This is a genomic window from Rhizobium mongolense subsp. loessense, assembly GCF_900099775.1.
In the GTDB taxonomy this organism is placed as follows: domain Bacteria; phylum Pseudomonadota; class Alphaproteobacteria; order Rhizobiales; family Rhizobiaceae; genus Rhizobium; species Rhizobium loessense.
The window spans coordinates 176,786-199,396 of record NZ_FMTM01000005.1 but is presented as its reverse complement, the minus strand read 5'-3'; the positions used below and the strand labels follow the sequence as shown (position 1 = coordinate 199,396).

At 54.8% G+C, this 22,611-nt stretch carries 24 protein-coding genes; 7 read left to right on the top strand and 17 right to left on the bottom strand.

Translation table 11 applies throughout. From position 1 onward, the window contains the following. Nucleotides 1-32 precede the first annotated feature (32 nt). Genes BLP23_RS18355 through BLP23_RS33240 form a run of 3 tightly spaced genes read right to left on the bottom strand, consistent with a single transcriptional unit; the run spans nucleotide 33 to nucleotide 2,884 of the window. Complete coding sequence (locus BLP23_RS18355; protein WP_167363930.1) at nucleotides 33-731, bottom strand: class I SAM-dependent methyltransferase; 699 nt, start codon at nucleotides 729-731, stop codon at nucleotides 33-35. A gap of 27 nt (nucleotides 732-758) precedes the next feature. Further along, nucleotides 759-1,655, bottom strand: coding sequence for a glycosyltransferase family 2 protein (locus tag BLP23_RS18350; RefSeq protein ID WP_167363929.1), 897 nt, complete (start codon nucleotides 1,653-1,655; stop codon nucleotides 759-761). Continuing rightward, nucleotides 1,655-2,884 carry a glycosyltransferase gene (locus BLP23_RS33240; protein WP_167363928.1) on the bottom strand — a complete coding sequence of 410 codons (1,230 nt, stop codon included), beginning with the start codon at nucleotides 2,882-2,884 and terminating at the stop codon, nucleotides 1,655-1,657. Before BLP23_RS33240 ends, BLP23_RS18350 begins: the two co-directional genes overlap by 1 nt. A gap of 46 nt (nucleotides 2,885-2,930) precedes the next feature. On the opposite strand from BLP23_RS33240, the gene BLP23_RS18340 reads away from it, so the two are divergent. After that, a complete protein-coding gene (locus BLP23_RS18340; protein ID WP_092586300.1) occupies nucleotides 2,931-4,112 on the top strand; it encodes a glycosyltransferase family 2 protein in 1,182 nt (393 codons plus the stop codon). Between the two features lie 215 nt (nucleotides 4,113-4,327). Further along, entirely contained in the window at nucleotides 4,328-4,693 is a 366-nt protein-coding gene (locus BLP23_RS18335) for a hypothetical protein (RefSeq protein ID WP_092586299.1), read from the top strand. 383 nt (nucleotides 4,694-5,076) lie between these two features. Here BLP23_RS18335 and BLP23_RS18325 read toward each other — a convergent pair whose 3' ends face one another. Beyond that, nucleotides 5,077-5,700, bottom strand: a complete 624-nt coding sequence (locus tag BLP23_RS18325; RefSeq protein WP_092586297.1) for a class I SAM-dependent methyltransferase — start codon at nucleotides 5,698-5,700, stop codon at nucleotides 5,077-5,079. Between the two features lie 271 nt (nucleotides 5,701-5,971). Between BLP23_RS18325 and BLP23_RS18320 the strand changes: the two genes are divergently transcribed. The 3 genes from BLP23_RS18320 to BLP23_RS35125 all read left to right on the top strand — a co-directional run bounded on the left by BLP23_RS18320 (nucleotide 5,972) and on the right by BLP23_RS35125 (nucleotide 8,119). Beyond that, nucleotides 5,972-6,826: an FkbM family methyltransferase gene (locus tag BLP23_RS18320; protein ID WP_167363927.1), complete on the top strand. Its 855-nt coding sequence runs from the start codon at nucleotides 5,972-5,974 to the stop codon at nucleotides 6,824-6,826. Between the two features lie 82 nt (nucleotides 6,827-6,908). Further along, nucleotides 6,909-7,505, top strand: coding sequence for an acyltransferase (locus BLP23_RS18315; RefSeq protein WP_092586295.1), 597 nt, complete (start codon nucleotides 6,909-6,911; stop codon nucleotides 7,503-7,505). Further along, nucleotides 7,505-8,119: a CatB-related O-acetyltransferase gene (locus BLP23_RS35125; protein WP_092586294.1), complete on the top strand. Its 615-nt coding sequence runs from the start codon at nucleotides 7,505-7,507 to the stop codon at nucleotides 8,117-8,119. The genes BLP23_RS18315 and BLP23_RS35125 overlap by 1 nt, the downstream gene beginning before the upstream one ends. A 246-nt stretch (nucleotides 8,120-8,365) precedes the next feature. Here the strand turns inward: BLP23_RS35125 and BLP23_RS18305 are convergent, their stop codons facing one another. From BLP23_RS18305 to BLP23_RS18245, 13 genes are all read right to left on the bottom strand, one after another. Next, complete coding sequence (locus BLP23_RS18305) at nucleotides 8,366-9,178, bottom strand: calcium-binding protein (protein ID WP_092586293.1); 813 nt, start codon at nucleotides 9,176-9,178, stop codon at nucleotides 8,366-8,368. A gap of 500 nt (nucleotides 9,179-9,678) precedes the next feature. Then, complete coding sequence (locus BLP23_RS18300) at nucleotides 9,679-10,932, bottom strand: KpsE/RkpR family capsule polysaccharide export protein (RefSeq protein WP_233426761.1); 1,254 nt, start codon at nucleotides 10,930-10,932, stop codon at nucleotides 9,679-9,681. Between the two features lie 35 nt (nucleotides 10,933-10,967). Further along, a complete protein-coding gene (locus BLP23_RS18295) occupies nucleotides 10,968-11,627 on the bottom strand; it encodes an ABC transporter ATP-binding protein (RefSeq protein ID WP_092586291.1) in 660 nt (219 codons plus the stop codon). Beyond that, a complete protein-coding gene (locus BLP23_RS18290; protein ID WP_092586290.1) occupies nucleotides 11,624-12,394 on the bottom strand; it encodes an ABC transporter permease in 771 nt (256 codons plus the stop codon). Before BLP23_RS18290 ends, BLP23_RS18295 begins: the two co-directional genes overlap by 4 nt. A 136-nt stretch (nucleotides 12,395-12,530) precedes the next feature. Next, nucleotides 12,531-13,172 carry a DAK2 domain-containing protein gene (locus tag BLP23_RS18285; protein WP_092586289.1) on the bottom strand — a complete coding sequence of 214 codons (642 nt, stop codon included), beginning with the start codon at nucleotides 13,170-13,172 and terminating at the stop codon, nucleotides 12,531-12,533. Then, a complete protein-coding gene (locus BLP23_RS18280; RefSeq protein ID WP_092586288.1) occupies nucleotides 13,169-14,164 on the bottom strand; it encodes a dihydroxyacetone kinase subunit DhaK in 996 nt (331 codons plus the stop codon). The genes BLP23_RS18285 and BLP23_RS18280 overlap by 4 nt, the downstream gene beginning before the upstream one ends. Before the next feature lie 43 nt (nucleotides 14,165-14,207). Next, nucleotides 14,208-14,873: an amino acid ABC transporter permease gene (locus BLP23_RS18275; protein ID WP_233426760.1), complete on the bottom strand. Its 666-nt coding sequence runs from the start codon at nucleotides 14,871-14,873 to the stop codon at nucleotides 14,208-14,210. Nucleotides 14,874-14,928: 55 nt separating this feature from the next. Further along, nucleotides 14,929-15,576: an amino acid ABC transporter permease gene (locus tag BLP23_RS18270; protein ID WP_092586286.1), complete on the bottom strand. Its 648-nt coding sequence runs from the start codon at nucleotides 15,574-15,576 to the stop codon at nucleotides 14,929-14,931. Further along, a complete protein-coding gene (locus BLP23_RS18265) occupies nucleotides 15,576-16,349 on the bottom strand; it encodes an amino acid ABC transporter ATP-binding protein (RefSeq protein ID WP_092586285.1) in 774 nt (257 codons plus the stop codon). Before BLP23_RS18265 ends, BLP23_RS18270 begins: the two co-directional genes overlap by 1 nt. Nucleotides 16,350-16,412: 63 nt before the next feature. Then, the gene (locus tag BLP23_RS18260) at nucleotides 16,413-17,294 is read right to left on the bottom strand and encodes a substrate-binding periplasmic protein (protein WP_092586284.1); all 882 of its coding nucleotides are present in this window, start codon (nucleotides 17,292-17,294) and stop codon (nucleotides 16,413-16,415) included. Between the two features lie 34 nt (nucleotides 17,295-17,328). Continuing rightward, nucleotides 17,329-18,468 (bottom strand): NAD(P)/FAD-dependent oxidoreductase, encoded by a 1,140-nt coding sequence (locus BLP23_RS18255; protein WP_092586283.1) that lies wholly within the window; start codon nucleotides 18,466-18,468, stop codon nucleotides 17,329-17,331. Beyond that, a complete protein-coding gene (locus BLP23_RS18250; RefSeq protein ID WP_092586282.1) occupies nucleotides 18,465-19,841 on the bottom strand; it encodes an FAD/NAD(P)-dependent oxidoreductase in 1,377 nt (458 codons plus the stop codon). The genes BLP23_RS18255 and BLP23_RS18250 overlap by 4 nt, the downstream gene beginning before the upstream one ends. Then, nucleotides 19,838-20,125 (bottom strand): (2Fe-2S)-binding protein, encoded by a 288-nt coding sequence (locus tag BLP23_RS18245; protein ID WP_092586281.1) that lies wholly within the window; start codon nucleotides 20,123-20,125, stop codon nucleotides 19,838-19,840. The genes BLP23_RS18250 and BLP23_RS18245 overlap by 4 nt, the downstream gene beginning before the upstream one ends. Nucleotides 20,126-20,290: 165 nt before the next feature. Here BLP23_RS18245 and BLP23_RS18240 point away from each other — a divergent pair, with 165 nt between their 5' ends. Next, nucleotides 20,291-21,619, top strand: a complete 1,329-nt coding sequence (locus BLP23_RS18240; protein ID WP_092586280.1) for an MmgE/PrpD family protein — start codon at nucleotides 20,291-20,293, stop codon at nucleotides 21,617-21,619. A gap of 61 nt (nucleotides 21,620-21,680) precedes the next feature. After that, nucleotides 21,681-22,484, top strand: coding sequence for an IclR family transcriptional regulator (locus tag BLP23_RS18235; RefSeq protein ID WP_092586279.1), 804 nt, complete (start codon nucleotides 21,681-21,683; stop codon nucleotides 22,482-22,484). Nucleotides 22,485-22,611: the final 127 nt, after the last annotated feature.

Here is a 22,611-nt window from a genome sequence, read left to right as displayed (position 1 = left end):
TCTTGTAGGGTGCTTAAAAAACGTGCCGCGTGCTAGCTCTTTTGCGCTAGCCAGACGAGATGCCCTGCTATCAGGAGCTTTTGAAAGTTTTTCTCTTCATGAGAGGACTTGATCCAACGGCCATCGATGTAATGGTTGAACAGGCTCTCGAAACCGAAGAAGTTATTGAACTTTTCTCGGTCAATCACTCGGCGCATCGTAAGTGTTATTCCGTCAATCCCCGGACGTAGTTGCTTCACGAATAAATCATGCGATTCGAAAACCTGGACGATTCCATATGCGGTCCAATTGAAAATACTGTGGCTATGATAAGGCTCAAGCTGCGAACACGACCCTACAAAAATACCACCCGGTTTTAGTATTCGAGAAACCTCCGCAATTACGGCGTCGGGGTATCTGACGTGCTCGAGTACTTGCTTGCAGAAAATGACATCAAACATGCTATTCGAGAATGGCATAGTTTTGCCGTCATAAACCCTAAAGTCTAAATCCGTCCTTGTTCTCGATTCCACTTCGGGAGAACTTTCAATATCCAAACCAGTATACTTTATGTTAGGAATATAACGCTTCAGGCGATCGAAAGATGCTCCGGTTCCAGCTCCAAGATCAAGAACTTCTGTTTTGTTTTCAAATTCCGCGGAATTCAGTTTAATGATGGAAAAGGCGTCGACCTGCGCAGAAGAGTCGCTAGGTACTTTACCTTTAAGCACCTCATGAATTGTATCGCCCACTTGCTGTTCCCTTAATCTTCTTCTCAGCTATGCTCGTAGCGCCTTGTTCTTCCAGACATGCTTAGCGAACGCAATAGGGCGCCTTATCGCCGCCTTCCTCATAAAGTGGCGGGCAAGGACAATATCCCCATTATTTTGAGCAAATCGCCACGCGAGCATATCCATTCGAAACAACCTCATCTCACAGAACCGATCGCCGTACCGTCTAAAAAGCGTTCGATGCTTGTCGAAAATGATCTGATTGCACTCTCGGATTTCGAGGGCTTTCCGACCTTCGTCGGATTTGTGATATGCACAAAGCGGTTCGGTCTTGGTACTGTTATAAATTCGACCGCCATGCATCTGAAACCGGATAAAGAAATCGAGGTCCTGCATCCGTGGCAGGCGCTCGTCAAACCAACCAACATCCTTGAAGCTGGCAGCCGGCCCTAACAAGGTCCATAGGTAGGCACGCAATTGCGACCCGATTAAAAGAGATTTCAATTGGTCCCCGTCTACCTTTTGAACGCGCCTGCGCGGCAATCCACCGGTCCAAACCCAGTCGTAGTTGCAAGTAACCCAAAACGGGATTCCACCGCTGGTTTGCTCGAGCTCCGCAAGCTTTTCAAACTGCTTTTCGAGTTTTGATGGGTACCACTCATCACCAGCGTCCAGCCATGCGACATACGGGCTCTCAATAGCAGCTAGAAGGACGTTTCGCGTATACGGACGTCCACGATTTGCTTCATTTTCTATGATTTCGATCTTGAATGGGAAACTAGCAGCAACTTCTCTCAGCCTCAGTTTCGTAAGGGCAGCCGACCCATCGTCTGCGATTACCACGCGGACTTGCCCCGGCCAGGTCTGAGCTTCAATTGAACGAAGACTTAAGTCGAGCCCTGCGACGTCATTAAAATGCGGTATGAGGATGTCGAGCTTTGCCATCAGGCAGCCTCCCCAATAAGTTTGCCTATCAAACTCATCCATCGATGGCGATAGTTGTCTATTGTAAAATCTGAAACCGACCGCGGGCCATTCTCAGCGAGCGCCTGGCGCAGTTCATCGTTCGCCATCAAAAGTCGAAGACCTTCGGCAAGTCCATCTGGTCCGGATCGCTTACGAACAGCCACGCCGTTGTAGCCATCCTTGACGAAATTGCTTAGCCCGGGGCAATCATCATAAAAAACCACGGGCGTTTTGAGATAGAGCGCTTCGGCAGGGGCTAGGCCGAAGCCTTCATGGTGCGCTGGATGGCAGAATATAGAGCTTTTTGCATACACCTCGCCTAAATCACTGCGGTGTCCAAGAAGTTTGAAACTCTCACCTATTCCCAAGGCCTCGACTTCCCTGCGTAGGTCGTGACGCTGCGGCCCTGTCCCGAACAGGTGGACTTTCCAATCTGGAAAGTCGGCAGCAACCTCTCGCCATGACCTAACCAACTGAAGATAATTTTTAACGGCAGCAAGGCGCCCCGCAGCTACTATTATTTTTTCGCGCTCGGGCGCTGGGGTATGTAACGAGAACTCCGGCGAAATATAATTCGGAATCGTTACAATCCTGTCTTGAAGATGGGGCGGGAACCAGTTTCCAAAGTCGTCAAACAAAACGTGGATGGCCGCCGCATGGTCGAGCGCCTTCAGCCGCTTCTCCCTGTCGATCGGATTGGGATCCCACCGTGCAGGAGACTCATAGTCTTCCTTGGGCACATTGTGGTTTGTAGCGACCACCTTTGTATTTGTTCTCCGACCTGCGATGAGCGTAACCGTATTCGCGGACGGCAACAGGCTTATCGCGAGGTCGGGGCTATTATAGCGAAAATAGCTTTCCAATTGCTCAAGAAAAAAGTCGTGCTTGATGATCCAATTCGCTTTGTTACGCCAAGATTCGGGCACGAATTTAAATGACGGCAGTGCTTCAGCTCGCCTTTGGGCCTTTGTTTTAGTTTTTCCATAAAGATTAATAATTTCGACTCTTGGATTCACTGGATAAAAGGGGCCGCCTACTTTCTCGTCGAAGTGAAGACACGTCACCCTGAAGCCCTCATCTGAGAGCATATTGGCTAACTCACAATAAATCCTCTCGGCCCCACCGCTGCGCCCCACCAAGAACCTAATGACTATAACTATATGCCTGCCGGTCTCGAATTCTCGCAATACGATATCCTCATACGTCAATGTGCGCGGCATCCTCCATAGCAAGGGGTAGCGGGTCAAGTAGACGATGAAAAATCTTGAACAAGAAATGGCGTACTTGAAACATGGCATGCGGAGAGGATACGATTGGAGTGAATATGCAGGAGCCACCTTGAGAGATTCTTCACACCACGACTTTCCGCGCGAGTCGTATAGGCGGATCTGTGGGCTGCCATCTAAACAGACAACCTGCGACGTCAGTGTTGTCATCCCAACCTTTAACCGATCGAAGTTCCTTCACAGAGCGCTTTCGAGCGTTCAAGCTCAAACCATGACCCCTGCCGAGGTTTTAGTGATTGATGACTGCTCTGACGAGGTGGAGGCGATGGCGACAGAGCGGGTCGTTAGGGAATTTTCCGACCGGTTGAATTTAGTATTGTTGAAGAACAGCGAGAACAGAGGGGCCAATTACTCAAGAAATATTGGAATTCGCCTCGCGAAATGCAAATACATTTCTTTTCTCGATAGCGACGATTTTTGGATGCCGGAAAAGCTTGCCGAACAGATGGCAATACTTGATGCTCAAAAAGACGCAAATAAAGCAACACTTTGCGTTACTGGTCGTTACCGGGTCGGTGCAGAGAGCGGACGAATAATAGCTCGACAGCTCGTACGAACGAGCTTCAACCGCGAAGCGATCGTCCGATCAAATTTTATCGGCACGCTGTCTTCGGTATTGGTGGATGCATCGTTGGCGCGAGCCGTCAACGGCTTCGATGAATCGTTGCCCGCTTGCCAAGATTGGGAGTTTTTTATTCGCATTTCGGAGAACGTCAATTTTCTCTCGGTTAGCGCTCCCTTATGCGTATACGTTGAACACCATGAAAATAGAATAAGCGCCAGCAACAAGAATCGCCTTCGTGGCCACCTTTTCATAAAGCGGAAATACATAAATATTTTGGAAGATAAGACTGGCCTCTCCGAATTCTATCGCAATGTAGCAGAAGAATTACAAATTCTTGGGCGGAAGCGCCTAGCAAAAAAGATTTATATTAGAGCCATAACTGAGAGTATATTTCCGGCCTGGAAGCGGTTATTTGCGGAGGCGTTGCTGCACGCTTACTACAGGTGGCGTCAACTGCCTATCTTGAAGACCGTTAGATATATATCCTACGAACGGAAACTCGAAAGGGTCGGGGCCAGCGTGGAAGAGCTTTCACAGCTCCGCAAAGATCAAGGTTTTATTTATACGGCATTTCAGCGGTGGTAGACCGCAAGCCACGGCACATAGTACTTATAGAAACATAGCCCCCTGCCGTTCGTGAACAAAGCAGGCGCCGGCGATCAAACGATCAAGTGCCAGGGAGACTCAGATATTAGCTAACCGATTTTCGGCTCGTCGCACTCCCGTCGAAGAGGCGCCTTCTCAGTCGGCCAGCGTTAAGCTACAAAGCGATCGATGCCAAAAATTGGAGTGTGCACATTTTGACGCTAGAGGAGATCATTCAGCGACTGGAAAGCGCGACAGGCCCCGACAGAACTCTAGATGTCGAAATCGCATTGGCCGTTGGATACCAGCGAAGAGCTGCGAACTCGGCTGATACCGAACAACGAGTCGTCTGGATCAGACCAGATGGGAGTTTGCCGCAGAAAATTCCCTTCTTCACAGCCGCCGTTGATGACGCCCTGGCGCTCGTCATGCGTATCGCCCCTGACAAATCAGGTGGCTTCAGTTGGGAATCCGGCGTGGGAAGCGCCAAGCTAGGTGAAAGCCAATACGTTCAATCAGTGACTCCAGCAATCGCGCTTTGTATTGCCGCTCTGAAGCATAAGGCATACACGGGAACTTGATACCAGCAGAAGGTCCACATTGTGAGAGATGGCCCGTTACAAACCGCCGCTGTCACTTAAATGCTTCAGCGCCGCCATACATATGGCGATAGCGGGCGTGCCACCTTCAAGAGGAGGGCCGTCATTCAACGCCGCTTTTGCCGACATCCCGCCAAATGTGCATGCCCCAAAATTCAGGGGACACACGCTCTCCGCCGCCATTATAGCAGCATCAATGGAAGCGGTGAACGGCGGCACACGATTGAATCTACGATCGCCAAGAACCCAATAGGATGCGCCACCATCAGATTCTTCTCTCATTCCGAGGACCATCGCTATAGTCCGGTCAGCACGCCTGTCGGGCTCAATCATTCTACTCAGGTCGGAAATGATTGATTCTAAATTCATAAGCCAAGCCGCTTTAGACAGAATGAAAAATGCCCATGAGATTCAAGGGTAATGTACTCGTACTGCCAGCCATATTCGGCGCAAAATTTCGCGACCGCCTGAATGACGCCATACACCATCGGTCTAACCACGTTCCCCGTACAAAAATCGTGGCCAGCAATATGCCCCTCCCGCTTAACCTTCGCATCACACAATACCAGCTCCTCCCAGGTCGTCTGGTACGTATGATTGGTGTCGATATACACCCAATCAAAGAAGTTGTCGGAGAATTTTTTCAGGCGCGCAGTGGAATAGCCTTGGTGAAGGTGAAGCCGTCCGGCCCGTATCTCACTCGCGAAGCTCTTCTCAATTTCCTTCATACCTACCCTGTACCGATCGGTGTCCCATGCATCTATGAGATGTAACTCTCGAGGGCGGTTTCGCGCCAAGATCTCAGCGCTGTAACTCCCGAAAGCAGCTCCGATCTCGGCAACAATGCCTCGACCAGGTAGGTGATGCAACAGTTCCAACCTATTCGGAAGAACTCGGCAATTATTCGTTTGAAAATACCCTAAATCTGTCAGGGGCGTGTCTGCAACAAGCTTCGCACGACGCCTTTCGCGCTGCTCGTAAAGATCCATGAGGCAAACTCCTTTGAAAGGCGATCAATTTAGTAACACCAATATGGGAAGGCAACAGGACCGCACCGTTTTCCGGCTTGATGTTGTACATCTTTTATGTACAGTCGCGCGACGTTCAGCTAGGGGTACAAACTTGACAAACTTTAAGAATGTCCTTTCACTTTGCGGCCTATCCTCCCAGGCAGCCGCGGATTTTTTGGGTCTTTCGAAGAGTACAGTGGATTCAATGGCTTCCGGGAGACGTCCGGTCTCGGACAAGACATGGCGAGCTATGAGTGATCTTTGGCAAGAGATAAACTCCGCGGCATCCGACATGAAAGTCGTCCTTCAATCCGCCACAGGCAAGGGAATTGACCCACGGGCAGGCGACGCTGCACCGCCGATAAGCGGTTACGAAAATATGCAAATGGCTGCTCACGGCGTTGCCGCGGCGATTGCGACACTAGACACCATTTCAGACCTTCCGAGGGAGGAGGATAAAGAGGACACGGCAGATGAGAGACGTGTTCTTATGCCAATCTCCGATATAAAATTGCCGGAGATTGGCGGTCGAATCGGCCGCATACTCCTTCGCGGTCGTTGGTATGAACAGGAGATGCTCGATTATATTCGGACACTCGGAATAACGGGAAATTATTTGGACGTGGGGGCTAATATTGGTAACCATTCCGTATATTTCGCTGCCAATACGGAAGCAACGCGCGTCTTTGCTTTTGAGCCCACAAGAAGGGCCCGCGCTGCGCTTAATAAGTTCATCGAGTTGAATTCACTGTGGACGAAAATCTCCACGATTCCGTATGCATGTTCCGATTTCGACGGGGAGATCGAGGTCGTCGAAAGCCTCGCAAGCTCAGCGGTGCCGATAAAATACCCTTGTCGCCGTATTGATGACTTGATCAACGTTCCAGTATCACTAGTGAAGATGGATATTGAAGGTGCAGAGCCTTTTGCGCTTAGGGGGGCAGTGCGCGTTCTTCGGGAATTCAAACCTATTATGTTTATCGAGGTCCACGACGACAATCACATGAATGAGATTATGAGCATCATCGGGCCCATCGGGTACGAAGCTACTGGGAACGTTTGGAACGCATCGCCAACGTACGAGTTCGTTGCGAGCAAGCCGTAGGGCCTGCGGATGGTGCGACCTGTCGGGCGGCAGCGCCTAGTCTTCCGGATGCGAGATTGAAATAAGATAGGGAGATTTTTCGATGCTGTTCTGGTCGCGATCGCGTGCGCTTAGCCTATTCGCTAAGCGCAATCGCGTCGATGGCGCACCGAAAGCAATCAACGGAAACCTGAACATTCGGTTCGCGGAAGGAGGAAACTCCGTTCTTTTTGAGGACGACATCCTCGTCAGCAATCTTGACATTGAGATGACTGGCACAGGAAACGTCCTCTCAGTGGGACGGGGTTCCATACTTGGAGGCAAAATCGCGCTTTCCGACGCTGCTACAATCATCATCGGCGTCGAAACGACACTCGCAGGCACATGCATGCTTTCGGCTGCAGAAGGACGAAGGATCTTGATTGGCAACAATTGCCATTTGTTCTCTGCGACCGTACGAACTTCTGATGTACGACCGGTTTTTGATTCAAGTCGTAATCGAAGACTGAATGAACCCGAAGATGTCAGGCTCGGTAACCACGTTCTAGTTTCACATGAAGCTTATATTGCTCGCGGCGTCGAGATTGCCGACGGAGCAGTTATTGGCTCGCGTGCTGTGGTGACACTCAGCGTACGTGAAAACTGTGCCGTGGCAGGAAATCCTGCAGTCGTGGTTCGCGACAATGTGCAGTGGAAGTGATGGTTAACGAGTTCGAGAAATATGTCAGAACCGGCCGGAGTTCTGTATTCCCCGGGGTGAAGATCGGATACCGCTCCTACGTCAATGATTCCATGATCCGAAGCGGAACGACGATTGGTCGATATTGCTCGATCGGTCGACGGTGCACCTTGAATGCTGGGCGACATCCAACGGACTGGCTTTCGACTCACCCATATTTCTTCGACCCAGAGTATAATGCCGCCAATCTTCCGCCATGGGATCGACCGCAACGTCTCGATATCGGAAGCGACGTTTGGATTGGTGACAATGTTGTGATCCTCAATGGGCTAACAATAGGCGACGGCGCGGTCGTTGGTGCGGGCTCCATTGTAACTAAAGATGTCCCCTCCTATGCGATTCACGCTGGCGCGCCGGCACGCCTCTTGAGGTACCGATTTTCTCCCAAAATCATTAGCGAACTTCTTGAGCTTAGGTGGTGGGACTATGAGGAAGCTATACTGGTTGATATTCCGTGGAATGACATAGGCAAGAGTCTCCAGATTCTTCGGGAGCGAATCAATAGCGGGCGCTATAAAATCATGCCCGAACATGTTGCGGCGCGACCGGAGCAGCCGTTCAGAATGCCTCTATAGATCTATAGATTATAGGTCTACTATCTAGCCAACAGGACCAAGTGGGTGGGTTCAGCGGCCAAACTGGTGACTCCATCGGCATGTTCAACTGGCAGATCGCCTGACGAGGTGGACGGCCTCCGGTCCCGGCATCAGGTCACCAGTGACGAGTTGTGGATTGGTGATCATGGCGTCTCCTTTATCCCCGATAAACAAAGCCCCGCCGCAGCTGCAGGGCCTTGGTTCCAGTTTTTATGTGTCGGGAGATCAGAGCACGAACAAGCCATTGTCGAGCGTCATTATGGTGTCGAGATAGATCGACATGTCGGCCACCGCATCGCCGTTGATGTCGGCATAGATTTCAGTTCCTAATGCAGTCTTCTCATACCGCAGTTGACCTGGCCGGCCTGTGAACTCCGCCTCTCCAAGGAAGGTAAAGGTATTGTTCGTCCTCGTCAGCGCGTTGGCGTCCATCGCCGACAGATCGATCCTGTCTTCGATGGTGAAGTCATAGATGGTGTCACGGTCCGAACTATTGGCACGAGATTCCTTGACCGAGTAGAAAACGAAGGTATCGGCTCCAGATCCGCCCGTCAGGTAATCCTGGTCCCGTCCGCCATGCAGGATGTCATTGCCGCGTCCGCCAATGAGCGTATCCCTGCCGTAGTTCCCGCTCAGCTTGTCGTTTCCAGCCTGGCCATTGAAGGTATCGTAGCCAGATCCGCCGCTGAAACTATCATGGCCGGTAAGAGCCCTTGCGATCAGGGCCGCATCATCGTCTATGCTGACCGTATCGGCCACCGCGACGAACGAGGCCGCGGCAATCGATAATCCCTTGATACTGATTTCGACGTTTCCATCGTATAGGAGCGAATAGCTTGTCACCGTGCCGGCGGTTGGAACTCCATCGCTGTTGTAGCGGAAGCCGCTGCCCCGGAATTCCTCCGCCTCTCCCGTATCGTACGTCGCCCGAAAAATCGTCGAATTCCGGTAGTACGACTCCGCATAGTAGATGGAGCTAAAATCAGGCAGACTAGAGTTGAAGTCGTAGATCGAATCAATTGTGATTGTCGCGCCCATGGTACCCCTCGCTTGTGGACGCTGACCGATATCGCATTCTATGGTTGCGATCAAGTGATGGGCGCCGCGCCTTCAGAACAGAGGATGGTGAAGCCTGCCGCGATGCACGCAGGGTGAAATGCGACTGGACTTGCGGAAAGCGAATCAGCCTCTATCTGAACTTTCAGTTGCGGGGCACGGACCCGTGGCACGTATGGACGGCTCCGTTTGGCAAGGGGCGGCGTTGATTCCATGAACTTGAAAGACCTGCTCGGCAATATCAGGACCGACTATACTAACATTCTCCATGGATGGCTCTCCCTTATGTGACCTTTGACAGCCACACTAGGCACAGCGATACCGGGAGCGGGAGCCGCCCACGTCATTAGGTCGCAGACGGCAATATAAATTAGCCTGGGAACATCCGTCGGCTTCGCCAGTATCGTGATCCGCAAATGTTGCGGAGAGAATTTTGTCTCGTATATGCCCCCTAACAGGGCTCTCCAATTCCAGTCAGCATTTCAGTTCCGGTCGCGAATATTGTAATAGGCCATGACGGACACGCCCCAAGCAAAAAGGCATCCAAGAAAAACTAATGCGGCTCCCATAAATCGGCTTGGATATTGTGCCAGTTGGGACAGTGTTGGTTGAATGAATGTGGCCAAGTAACGCTGCTCGTTGTTGGCATCCATTCGTGCCTGCTCAAGGCTGGCAAGAGCGCCGGTATAGGCCTTTTCGGCAAATTCCCGTTCAGTCTCGAGCTCTTCAAACTGCAGCATTCGGTTTGCCACATCTCCTCGGTCAGCGCCGCCAGCCGCGCCGCTACCAAATCGCTGTTTTTCCTGTTCCAGCTGTTTTTCCAAACTTTTAATCCGCGTGGTAATCACTCGTATGCGCGGTGAATCCGCCGCCATACGCGTGCGCGCAGTCGTCAGGTCAGCATTGAGCTGAGTGAGCTGCTGCTCGAGAGACGCAACTAACTGTCCAACCAGCTTCGCCGCTTCCACCGGATCGGCCTCCTGAGATAAATCCCGGAAATTGCGTAGAGCATTCCGCGCTGAAGATAGACGAGCTTCCGCCAGCGCCACCTCATCTTGCGAAGCTTTCAGGACATCATTCCTTGCCTTAAGCGAAAGATCGTTGATCAATCTTTCACTCTCGCCAATGATCAGCGACGCGATGTTTCGAGCGCTCTCGGGATCGAAGGTCTTTATCGTCAGACTGAGAATGGAAGAGCTGTGGTCGTAGTCCACATGTACCATCCTTTTCCAATATTCGAGCCGTTCCTCAATCGGCAACCCGCTCGTCATGCTGAAATAAAAGTCGGCTCCGCGACGCGCAAAGACCGAATCAAGATCAACTACCTTCTCAACGGCCTCGATCATCCGCTCGCTTTCGATGTAATCGAGCAACATATAAGAATCAGACCCTGTCGTGCTGCCGCCAGTGCTTTGCGTAAACATCCCGAGAAGGTCGCCGCTGACCTTGCCATCGATGCTGCGCACAGCGAACGCCGCCGAACTATGATACTGGTCTGCAGCAATGAAGAACATGTAAAACGATGCAAGCGCAGTCGGCAAGGCGACGACCAGGGCGAAACTGGCAGAGATGATCAGGTGCCGCAGCTTCAAATGCCCGACTTTCACAGAGCCGTGCAGTGGTTTCTTCTGATTGGGCTGCGGCGTCTCTGGTTTTGCGGGACGCACCTCGTGTTTAAGCAGATTATCAAGCAAAGCAATGCTTGGCCTTTTAGCCAAAGCCCGGAGCTCGGTCATCTTGCTCTCTGAACTTGGCGGATTCGCGCTTGTCATTAGTTGCCCTTCATGTTTCGCTCGTGAACCCGAATAGCATCTTCCACATCGTCGAAGTAGGTAAGTTTGCCGTTTTCGAGAACTACACCACAATCACAGTACTCGCGGATCGTACTCGTGCTGTGGGAAACCATGATAACGTCAGAATCTTGCAATCGGTGTTTGAAGACATCATGACATTTTTTTTTGAAGTTCGCATCTCCGACCGCCGTTATCTCGTCAACTAGATAGTAATCGAAGTTGACGCCCATGCTGACACCAAAGGCTAGACGCGCCTTCATGCCGGAGGAATAAGTACCAACCGGGGCGTGGAAAAATGGGCCCAGCTCGGCAAAATCGGTGACATAGTCGACCAGTTCTTCGGTATCGACACCATAAATGCGGGCGACAAAACGGACATTCTGCTCGCCGGACATGTTTGGTTGAAAGCTACCTTGAAAACCGAGGGGCCAGGAAATCTTACCTTGCCTTACAATACGCCCCCGATCGAGCCGCAGCGAGCCTGCGATCAACTGCAAAAGTGTCGATTTTCCAGCACCGTTCCTGCCGAGTAGACCGACACTTTTTCCGCGCCGGATAACAAGGGAAGCATTCTCGATGATTGGCTTCGTAAAGCCCTTGGTCTTTACATACATCGTAGCGCGTTCAAGTCTGATCATCGGCCTCTTGCCACCGCCACGGAATTGGTGAAAACAAAGAGCCCGCCGAAGATCGCCGCAAAGACAAAAGAATAAAGATAGAACATGTCGAGTTCCGCGGCCCGGTATTGGGGGTAGAATCCCTGGCGAAATAGCATGACCACATGAACCAAAGGATTGAATAGGACCACCTCACGCATAGGTCCCGGAAGCGCGTCAGGCAAGAAAAAAACGCCAGAAATCAGAAACATCGGTCGATTGATAATACCGAAGACCTGTTCATAGAATGGAAACCGCAAAAACATTACGGTATTGAATATGCCGACACCAAGTCCTAGGAGCGTCGCGGCAAAGGCCGCCTCCAGGATCGCCGGCCAATAGAGCTCTGGCGGTTGACGCATTGTCACAATGATTGCGCCGAGAACACAGATGGCGACGAAGATCGTCGTAGTAGCCTGAAGGATATAACGAGCAACGATCGTATCGATCGGGGCGACATTTGGATAGCTGAGCAAAGTGCGGTTAGATTTGATAGCGCCGTTCAAAAAACCGCACGTCGCGGCATAAAACTGGAATGCGATATAGCCGGTTGCGAAGAACAGCGGAAAGCTTGTCCCGAGAGCCGGTAACCTCGCGATTCCCATAAAAATTATGGACATTAAAGCAATATGCGCCGCGGGGTCGAGGATCGCCCATATGTATCCCCCGGGCTTGTTGCCGAAGCGGGTCGACATTTCGCGGATGAGCAACGCGGCTACAACGCGAATATGGGTCGTCAAATAATACAAATTGGCGCCTCCGACCGAGCCGCTTCACCAGTCCGGCTGCAACATTATTCCTTGCAGGTGAGAATTACCTACTTGCGAAAGCTTCGTCCACCATTAATCAGGTCAAACATGTCGCGCAACAGGGGCAGTGGGCCGATCACAGCAAAGATGGGCTTTGACCATAACGGTCGGCCAGCGCTGTTGCTTTCAGAAGTGCCGCGAATGCAACCATGCCGGGGTCATCGAGATTTCGGCTTTTCTCCGGCCATATGCGCGCTCGACCCACCCGACAAGGACGGCCTCTGAATTGCAAGATGACGGCCTCCGCTGCTTCCACCGCTGTATTCATTATCGCAGCCCAATCATTCAATCCGGCAATGGAAACCGCAACCGCATCGACCGAATCGATTATCGTCTTGTCACCGAGCCTCGATTTTCCAAGCTCCAGCATTGCGTCTCGAGCGGATCTCAACAAAGCCGCGGACTCTGGCGCCGGCAGTGGGCCGGTATGCGATTTTGTTTGTTGCGACATTGCAAAGAGAGCCGCGCTGATGAGTGTGCCAAGGCTTGACCCGGTGCTTGCGCTCGCGGTGAAGGCAAGCGTGTTCAAGGCCTCACTTAAGCTTGTGCCTCGGATATCGACGCCTGCCAGAGCCTGCAGCAGCCGTGCCAACATGGTCCCGGTATCACCATCGCCCAGTTCCCGATCCGCAGCATTGAGCCGCTCTTCGAGGATCGTCGTTGCGTTGGCAGCACGTTGAACGAAAAGCCACAGGTCATTGGATGTAAGGCAAGTCATTGCACACTCCAGAATGGGCAGGTCGCCTGAGCCGACAGCAGTTTCTCAAGCTCGTCATCCAAGAAGCATAGGGTAACCGACAGACCGGCCATCTCCATGGAGGTTGCAAATGAACCGACCAGCGGCATGACGACATGAAGTCCCTGCGCTGCAAGCACATTTCCGACCCGTCGAAAGGCGATGTACAGTTCCTCCAGAGGCGTCGCTCCGAGACCGTTGACCATTACCGCCAGACGCCGGTGCCCTTTATCGTCAGGCCCCTCCTCGAGAAGCCGACTAATCATCTCGTCGACAAGCGCATCGGCGGACGCCATAGGCCTGCGCCACAGACCAGGTTCTCCGTGAATTCCAAGGCCGAGCTCGACTTCATTATCGCCAAGCTCGGAGATTTCACCGGTCGCACCCGGCAAGCGGCAACTCTTCATTCCAAGACCGATCGTCCGCGTGCGAGCCACTGTCCGCCGTGCAATATCTGCAACGTCCTTCAAGCTCGCACCGGTTCTTGCGGCGGCGCCCGCCGCTTTATAGGCGAACACGATGCCGGCAACGCCCCGTCGCTTCGACATTTCCTCTCGGCTGGCACTTGCTATGTCATCCGTTGCAAGCACAGTCTCGATGTCATTTGTCGCAGCGAGCTTGCTCGCCATGTCAAAGTTCATTCTGTCGCCGCCATAATTCCCATAGAGAAGCAGAACCCCGCTGCCACCGTCGGCCAGGTTAATCGCGTCGACGCAAGACTGCAGGTTTGGGCCTTCAAAGACGTTTCCGACGGCGCAGCTGTCGGCGAAGCCCTCGCCGAGGTATCCGGCAAACAACGGCAGGTGCCCGGCACCGCCGCCCGTTGCGATCCCAACACGCCCGTTTGAAACACCATCGCGGCGTGCAAGGGTGCGCCCCTGCTTCCCCTTCCTCACGATGTCCGGGTGAGCCATAACGAGACCTGTCAACATGTCGTCAACGTAGCTCTCCGGGGTATTGATGAACTTCTTCATTTGCAGTCTCCGTGTTTGACGGGCGTCGAGGCGATTATTGTTTTCAGGCGGGCGTGTCGGGCAGGTCTTGGCTTGATTGTGCGGTCTCCGAGCCTTCCGCGCGCCTGCAAAGCCAACGTTCAAGGCTGCGGACGGCTAAAGATGCTGGCCATGCGATCATGAAGTAGCCACACGCGGTCACGACGAAGATATGCAAAGGGAGAAAGCTCTCCGACATGATCGCCCGCGAAGTAAGCGTAAGTTCGGGCACGGCGATCAGCGCACAGATGGAACTGTCCTTGAGAAGGGAAACCAGGTTGATGAGCAGCGGCGGAAGTACCTTGCGGATCACCTGCGGCAGCAGAATGAGCCGGAACGTCTGCCAGGGCCCAAGACCGGATGCCATCGCCGCCTCTCTCTGACCAGAGGGGACCGCGGCGAAGCCAGCGCGAAACACTTCTGCGAGATAGGCGCTGTAGACGAGCGCGAGGCCGAGAATACCGGCCAGCAGCGATGGAAGCGCAATGCCCGCTTCCGGTAGCGCGAAGTACAAGAGGTACAGAATAACGAGGATCGGAACTCCGCGCATTACCGACACATAGGCGTCAGCGCTCAGACGAAAGATCAGCGAGCGTCGCGTGCGGATAAACTCGACGGCAATTCCAAGCGGGAACGCCAACAGGAAGCCACATATCGTCAGGGTACAACTGACCCAACCAGCATCCAGCAAGCGCGGCCCCCAATCGGGGAAATTCTCCAAAATGGTTCTTACAAACGGAAACATCTCAGTACGCCGTCCTATGTTCGACCCAGCGGACTGCCTGACCAAGGCTATAAGTGATCACTAGGTAAAGAAGAGCTGCACAGCCATAGACCAGCGTCGTCTGGAACGTCTCATTGACGAGTTGCCGGGCGTTGAACATCACTTCCGGTGCCGCGATTGCCGCAACGAGAGATGTGTCCTTGACAAGCGAGACCGCGTAGTTGCCGAGCGGGGCGAAAGCGATGCGCAACCCTTGTGGCAATATGACGAGGCGGAAAGCCTGAATCGGCGTCAGTCCAATCGCCGCAGCCGCTTCGCGTTGACCCTGAGGAACCGCCTGAAAGCCGGCCCGAAATATATCGACGACCACCGCAGCGCCGATCAGCCCTAACCCGACGATCGCGGCCGTCAGCGCCGGCAAACGCATCCCGATGGCAGCAAGACCGAAATAGAGGAGGAAAAGAAGCGTCAGGCTCGGGATATTTCTCAAGAACTCGACGTAGGAGCTGATGGCAAGGTCGATTGCCCGCCGTGGCCACAGATGCCGGATCGCCGCTAGCGCCAGTCCCAATCCGACGGCAAGAACAAGGGCCCCGGCCGTCACTTCCAAGGTCACAATGACGCCGGAACCCAGTGCCGCGACGATGCGGAAAACAAGATCATCATCCATCAGGCGACCTCCCGGAGGCCCATTGCCGAGAGAAATTGCTTCAGCCGTGGGTGCTGTGGCTGGTCGAGAAGCTGTCGTGCTGGTCCCTCCTCGATGATGACACCGCCATCCATGAACAAGATCCGATCTGCCACTTCACGGGCGAAGGCGATCTCGTGGGTCACGAGCACCATCGATAAGCCTTCGCGCGCAAGTTCTTTGATAACCGTAAGGACTTCGCCAACCAGTTCGGGATCGAGAGCCGAGGTCGGCTCGTCGAAGAGCAGAAGCTTCGGTTGCTGCGCAAGCGAGCGGGCGATCGCCACTCGCTGCTGCTGACCCCCTGATAGGCAATGAGGCATTTGTGACGCCTTCTCGCTCAGGTGGACTTTTGCGAGCACAGCGTCGCAAAGTTCTACCGCCTGTTTGGTGGGCATTTTCCGAACCTTCCGGGGCTGCAGCGTGATGTTCGCCCGAACATCGAGATGCGGCCAAAGATTGAAGCTTTGAAATACCATCCCCATGTCGGCTCGCTGCGGAGCAAGCTCTGCATCGCTCATGCGCCGACCATCTTCGTGTTTGCCGATCGGTCTGCCGTCAAGCCGGATTTCCCCGCTTGAAGGTGGCTCCAGATAGTTGATCGCGCGAAGGCAGGTAGACTTACCAGAACCACTCGGACCAATGATCGCAATACATTCTCCCCGTAACAATTCGAAGGACACGCCCTTGAGAACGGGAAAGCTGCCGAATGACTTTGTGAGATTGACGACTGAAAGCAGAGCAGGGCTTTGCATGACTACGACCTCAGGAGTTGTGGTGAGGGGCTAGCCGCTCACCGGCGCTTAAGGTTGTTGATTTCATTTGGAACAGCTCGGCGGCGTCCAACCTTCCGGACGGTCGACCCCTACCCTGAAATTCTCCGGAGACGGGGTGTAATTGGCGTCGTTGACGTTGCCGTATCGTTTGCCGATGACCCGGACCTCGCAGCTTTCCCAAAGCTTGCGGATCTCGCCGCTCAAGGCATCGGCAAGTGTCTTGTTGTCCTGGCTGAGACCGAAGACGTATTGTCTGCCGATGCCGGTCAGCAGCGGAAAATCGGGATTGTTATCGGTGAACGGCTTGTTCGTCAGGCCCCATTCGGGATTCATGGCAATAGCGTAGTCGATCACCGGCGGATCGCCGACCAGCGCATCGATACGCCCGGCAAGAATGTCCCTGATGGCGGCGTCGGAGCTATCGTAAAGTGACAGCTGAAGACCAGTTATGCGGCGCAGTTCCGGCAGAAAAGAAAATCCGGTGATCGAACCGACATTCTTGTTTTCCAAGTTCTCAAGACTATGCCACCCTGCTCCGGCCTTGCTCGTGATGCCGTTCTGGAAGTATCCGGTCGGGTCAGTCAAGGAGAGCGTTGCGGCACGCTGCTCCGTCCAGGCAACGTTTCCGCCGATCAGGTCGACGCGGCCGGTCTGAACTGCGGCGATCGCACCCGACCATTCCATGGGGACAGGATTAATGGTAAGGCCCAGCCGATCGGCGGCGATCTGCAGAATCTCGCCATCGTAGCCGACAAGTTTGCCGTTGCGCGCGACAAGCCCGGGCATATCGCCTGTGATGGCGACCGAAAGCACGCCCGGCTCAGTCAATCTGTAGGCCGAGAGGTCAGGGCCTGCTACGGCAGGCACAGCAGCTGCAAGTGTGATCACCACGATGGTGGGCAAAAGCTTTCTTTTAACGTTCATTGATGTTCCCTTTCTTTCTTGTTCGCTGTTTTGGTTACGTCGACGGTGCGGAAACCAGTGCCCGGGCTAGACCGAAGCGACCCAGTGACAGCCCGTCGATTGGTGTTGCGGAGGAGCCATCGAGGCAAAGTTCAGCAAGCACTGCGCCGACGGCAGGACCGAGCTGGAAGCCGTGGCCGGAAAAGCCAAAGGCATGGAACAACCCTTGAGCTTTGCGGCTTTCCCCGAGAACAGGCAGCCCATCCGGCATTCTGCCCTCGATGCCTGTCCAGGTGCGGACCACGAGGAGGTTGGCAAGCTGCGGCACCATCGCGATTGCGCCACGCGCGGCTTCCATGCTGACGTCTGCGAGTGGACGAGCCCAAAGACGATCGGCGTCTGCGACACCGAGGCCAGCGCCGAATACAACGCTGCCGTTCTTGGTCTGGCGGAGGTAGATGGATCCGCCACAGATCCCGAGGTTCGGCCCGATCAGCGGCGCGACCGGTTCCGTCACGCACATGTTCGGCGCCATGACCTGCTCATCGACTTCGTCGCCGAACCAGCGCGCGACCCTTGCGCCCCAAGCGCCAGCCGTATTGATCAAGCGGCACGCTGTGAGTTGCTCGGTTTCGCCCTTGATCGTAAGCTGGAATCCATCGGCAACTTTCTCAGCGTGCTCCAGCTCACAATGCTCGCGGACGGTGACGCCCAACTCCTGGGCTTTGCGCGCAAATGCCGGCGCCGCAAGCCTTGGATTTGCCTGACCGTCTGCAGCACAGAGCGAGGCTCCGCAATAGCCGTCGCCGAGATACGGATAGCGGCACTGTAGCTCTGCGACGCTCAGGATTTCGAGATCGATGCCGTAGTCACGCGCAATGTCGCGATAGGCGAGAAGGGTTTGCATGTCTGCGTCATTGCGTGCGAGTTTCAGGTGCCCGGTGGAGGTGAACTCACAGTCGGTCCCGACGAGCTCGGCCAACCGCCCCCAGATCTGCCGGCTTCGGCAGGCAAGGGGCAGCTCCGCCGGATGGCGGCCCTGTTGCCGGACACCGCCATAATTCACGCCGCTTGCCTGACCGCCGCATCGTCCGCGTTCCAGAAGTATCACGGATGCACCCTTCAGCCGGGCATGCAGGGCGGCGGAGCAGCCGGCAAGGCCGCCGCCGACGATCGCGACATCAAATCTCGTCATCGCCGATCTCCTGCAAGGATTGAGAGCGGAATTGGCTTTAATGGCGCCTGACCGCGCAGGCGTCCGGTGGCAGAGATGTCTGTGCGTGCCGTCGCGGCGATCAATTCACAGGCGGCCGCGCCGCAAACGCGGCCCTGACAGCGCCCCATCCCCAAGCGGCTGAACGCCTTGACGCGGTTGATGTCCGCCTCACCCGTTGTGGCAACGGTTTCGCGGATTTGCCCGGCGGTGATCCCCTCACAACGGCAAACGATGGTTTCGTCACGGATTGCTTCGGCGAAATGGTGCGGGAAGGGAAAAACATGCTCGTCGAGCGCACGCCTGAACGGGGATAACGAGTCGATCCTCCTGCGCAAGACTGATGCACGTTTTTGACTGCCACGGCCCATGTCCTCGAGCAGGCTTAGTGCTGCAAGTTCTCCCTCCCATTCAGCAACTTCGCTGCCCCGAACAGAGGCTCCATCGCCAGCAATGTAGACGTGCGGAACTGATGTTCGTCCCGCACCGTCGGTAACTGGCAGCCATTGCCGTTGGCGTCGATCGAAATGAAACGAGAGCCCAAGCAGATCAGCGAGCTGCGTTTCGGCTCTCAAGCCGTATCCGATCGCGACAGCGTCGCAATCCGACTGACGCTGTTGACCACCTTGCTCATAGCGCATGCTGGTCACGCCGCGGTCGCCGGCGACGATTTCGATCGGCGCGATCGCTGTTTGGATCTTGACGCCCCTGAGACACAGCTGGGCGACATAAAATAGTCCCCTGGAAAAGTTCGAGATATCCGCAAGCAACGCTGGAAGCGCGGTAATCTTGGAAAACGGCTTGCTCGAGTCCAGAACGGCTGCGACATCCGCACCGGCCTTCGCATATTGGTACGCCACGAGGTAAAGCAGCGGGCCCGTCCCAATGAAGACGACGCGTTGACCAATAAAGGTGGCCTGCGCCTTCAACGCGATCTGCGCTGCACCGAGACTGAAGACCCCCGGCGCTGTCCAGCCCTTGATTGGGATGACCCTGTCCATGGCACCGGTGGCGAGAAGAATTCGAGTAAACGGAATGCTCTTCAACGTTCTGGCAGTTGAGAGATGAAGGCTCCTGCCCTCGACCGACCAGACAAGCGTCTCTGCTCGATATTCGATCGATGGCGTGATTGCCTCGAATGTCGACTTCAGGCGGAGGGCTCGAGACGCGTCGAAGCCGTAAAGCTGTGTTTCACTCCGGGCGAGTGTTGGAGGCGGACGGCGAAAGATCTGTCCGCCGGGGTAGGCATTTTCATCGATCACGACCGGCCGCTGACCTGCCTCGACGAGCGTTTTCGCCGCACTGATCCCGGCGGGACCCGTTCCAACAATCACGATTGGGTCACCTGAAGTCATCGCACGCTCCCTGGCTGAGATGTCGAAAGACGCATGCCCGGCAGGACGCGTTCGGTGCAGGCACGAGCCCGCTCGCCGGAGAGGTGCCAGAGCCAACAGTCTTGACAGGCGCCCATAAGGCAAAAACCCGCCCGCTTCTCGGGTTTGAGTTCAAGGAGCCGAACGAAACCTATCTCCGAAAGCAACGCCGAGAGAATCGTGTCGCCCTCGCAAGCATCGACGGGCTCGCCGTCAACATAGATGATGAAATTATCGCGGATAGCGTGTGTAAATCTTTTAAACATTGCGGAGCCTTTTCCAGCAGTCTGTCGCCGTGCAGTGTGAAACTGAAGTTAATTTCTCATATTGTGGATGTCAATAATACAGGCTACCGTATAATGGCTAAATCAATTGTGCCGTGCCTCAAAGTTCGTCACACGTTCAGATAGTATCCAGAAAAGGAGTGTTCCTTGAAAACGGTAATCACGGAGTTGGCGGAGTTCTGCCACGCCACCACCACAGCACCTGCTGCATTTAACGCTGCGGAGAACGCGCTGCTGGACCTGCTAGGCGTCGCCGCAGCCGGAGCTTCAACGCCGGCCGGATTGGCGTCTCGCGATTCAGCTCGAGAATTATGGGGGGAAGGACCAGCGCGTCTGTGGTTTTCGAAGAGGCGTGTAACGGCAGTCGGGGCGGCCTTCGTGAATGCCACCTATGCCGCCGCGCTGGACCTCGACGATGGCCATAGAGGAGCCGCAGGACATCCGGGTGCGGCCATCATTCCGGCCGTACTTTCGACTGGCGAGACCGTCGCATGTGATGCTGATCGGCTTTTCACTGCCATTGCTCTCGGCTACGAGGTTGCCATCAGGGTTGCCGCGTCTCGCGATATCACTGGTCTGCGCACAACCGACAGCGGCCTGTGGTGCGGTTATGGCGTCACGGCAGCCGCTGCCTGGCTTCAAGGTCTTCCTGTGTCGATGATCGCCCATGCCATGGCAATCGCCGGACAGACATCAACCAGCCAATCCGCAACCGGCTGGACACGTTTCGGTCACACCGTCAAAGAGGGCATTCCGTGGGCCACCGCCAACGCATTGAAAGCCGTCGTACTGGCCGCCCACGGCCATCGAGGACCGTTGGACATCCTTGACGACCCGGCACAATATGATCGCTCGAGGCTCATCGAGCGGCTCGGACGGGACTGGGCCGTGGGCCAGATTTATTTTAAGCGATATAGCTGCTGCCGCTGGGCGCATGCAGCGATCGATGCTGCACTTGAAATCAAGCATGCGCATTTACTGGCGCCTGAAAATATCAAGGCCATAACCGTCGAGACGTTCGAACGCGCCTTAACGCTTCCGAACCAGTACGAACCAGCGACGAACGAAGCGGCGCAGTATAGCATTCCGTTCTGCGTGGCGCTTGCACTGGTTCACGGCCCCGTAGCGCTGTTGCCACTTGAGGACCGGTACCTGGTCGATGACCGAGTGTTGGCGCTTTCGCGAAGAGTCCAGTTGGCCGCGGCCGACGATTACTGCCGATCTTTTCCCCACTCGACGCCATCGCGCGTGACGCTGACGACAAGCGCTGGTCAATACACTGAGGAAGTGATCACACCGCTCGGCGAGCCGACGAACCCGCTCTTGGCAGCAGAGCTCGAGGAAAAATTCGACCATCTGAGCCGTCTGTTGCCTGCGCGCCCTGGACAAATGCAGACCATCAAACATGCCATAGCCGCCCTAGGTGCCGGCGCCGACCCTAGAGAACTTTTCGCAGCGCTCGAGTTCTCGTCGTAGTTTTGCTCATCGAGCCCCTTTTGCTATAGGAGTCCGTGAGACAGCATCGGGCGAGGGCAGCATGGCAAAGGAAGAGGTCGCGGCAACGGGTACCCAGTTGCTCGACAGGGGCGTCGCTATCTTGAAGTTCCTTGGTGACGCTGGCCAAACCGGGGCGAACATGGCTGTGATCGCTGAAGCGATGGGACTGAAGCAGTCAACTGCGCACCGCATTGTCAGTGCCTTGGAACGGCATGGCCTGATCGAACGAGAACGGAAAACGCGCCGTTACCGCCTCGGTCTCGCGCTTTTTGCGCTAGGAGCGACAGCAGCCGATGGAACAGGACTGCGTAAAGTAGCGCGCCCGGCGCTGATGCGCCTGTCCGCAGCCACAGGGGATTCGGTCTTCCTCATGGCGCGGGCGGGCTTCAATATTGTCTGTGTCGATCGCCAGCAGGGAACTTATGTCATCGACAGCTTGACGGGTCACATCGGTGGCCAAATCCCGATGGGTGTGGGTCCAGCGAGCCAGGCCATCCTGGCATTCCTGCCTCGAGCGGAAGCTGACGTGATCATCACGGCCAATGCACCGCTTTATGATGATTATAGCCATCTAAGCGTAGCTAGTGTGCGGGAAGCGCTGGCAGCAATTCGGAAGCACGGTTACGCGATCGACCAAGGTGAGCTTGTTGCAGGCATCTCGGCAATTGCCGTTCCCATACTTCCGCCTAAGCGCGATGCGATTGCCGCTCTTGCTGTCAATTTGACGAGCGCTCGTTTAACTCCGGAACGGCTCCCGCAGCTCGTCGATATGCTAAAGCAAGAAGCCCATGAGATCGAAGCCTCACTAAATCCACTTGATGAACCGCATTTTAGCGGTGCCTAGGTGTCAATGGGCGGGAAGTGAAAGGACCGAATAACACCGGACCTGACAGCCAAAAACGCGATGTTGCGATTGCGATTTGCTGGGCGACCCGTATCTTACGGTTGCATTTCCTAAACGACTATCGTAA

Coding starts and splice junctions, on each gene's coding strand:
- BLP23_RS18350 (WP_167363929.1), bottom strand. CDS start 1,655: ATGGCAAAGCTCGACATCCTCATACCGCATTTTAATGACGTCGCAGGG.
- BLP23_RS18340 (WP_092586300.1), top strand. CDS start 2,931: ATGAAAAATCTTGAACAAGAAATGGCGTACTTGAAACATGGCATGCGG.
- BLP23_RS18325 (WP_092586297.1), bottom strand. CDS start 5,700: ATGGATCTTTACGAGCAGCGCGAAAGGCGTCGTGCGAAGCTTGTTGCA.
- BLP23_RS18320 (WP_167363927.1), top strand. CDS start 5,972: ATGAGTGATCTTTGGCAAGAGATAAACTCCGCGGCATCCGACATGAAA.
- BLP23_RS18315 (WP_092586295.1), top strand. CDS start 6,909: ATGCTGTTCTGGTCGCGATCGCGTGCGCTTAGCCTATTCGCTAAGCGC.
- BLP23_RS35125 (WP_092586294.1), top strand. CDS start 7,505: ATGGTTAACGAGTTCGAGAAATATGTCAGAACCGGCCGGAGTTCTGTA.
- BLP23_RS18305 (WP_092586293.1), bottom strand. CDS start 9,178: ATGGGCGCGACAATCACAATTGATTCGATCTACGACTTCAACTCTAGT.
- BLP23_RS18300 (WP_233426761.1), bottom strand. CDS start 10,932: ATGACCGAGCTCCGGGCTTTGGCTAAAAGGCCAAGCATTGCTTTGCTT.
- BLP23_RS18295 (WP_092586291.1), bottom strand. CDS start 11,627: ATGATCAGACTTGAACGCGCTACGATGTATGTAAAGACCAAGGGCTTT.
- BLP23_RS18285 (WP_092586289.1), bottom strand. CDS start 13,172: ATGACTTGCCTTACATCCAATGACCTGTGGCTTTTCGTTCAACGTGCT.
- BLP23_RS18280 (WP_092586288.1), bottom strand. CDS start 14,164: ATGAAGAAGTTCATCAATACCCCGGAGAGCTACGTTGACGACATGTTG.
- BLP23_RS18270 (WP_092586286.1), bottom strand. CDS start 15,576: ATGGATGATGATCTTGTTTTCCGCATCGTCGCGGCACTGGGTTCCGGC.
- BLP23_RS18265 (WP_092586285.1), bottom strand. CDS start 16,349: ATGCAAAGCCCTGCTCTGCTTTCAGTCGTCAATCTCACAAAGTCATTC.
- BLP23_RS18260 (WP_092586284.1), bottom strand. CDS start 17,294: ATGAACGTTAAAAGAAAGCTTTTGCCCACCATCGTGGTGATCACACTT.
- BLP23_RS18255 (WP_092586283.1), bottom strand. CDS start 18,468: ATGACGAGATTTGATGTCGCGATCGTCGGCGGCGGCCTTGCCGGCTGC.
- BLP23_RS18250 (WP_092586282.1), bottom strand. CDS start 19,841: ATGACTTCAGGTGACCCAATCGTGATTGTTGGAACGGGTCCCGCCGGG.
- BLP23_RS18245 (WP_092586281.1), bottom strand. CDS start 20,125: ATGTTTAAAAGATTTACACACGCTATCCGCGATAATTTCATCATCTAT.
- BLP23_RS18235 (WP_092586279.1), top strand. CDS start 21,681: ATGGCAAAGGAAGAGGTCGCGGCAACGGGTACCCAGTTGCTCGACAGG.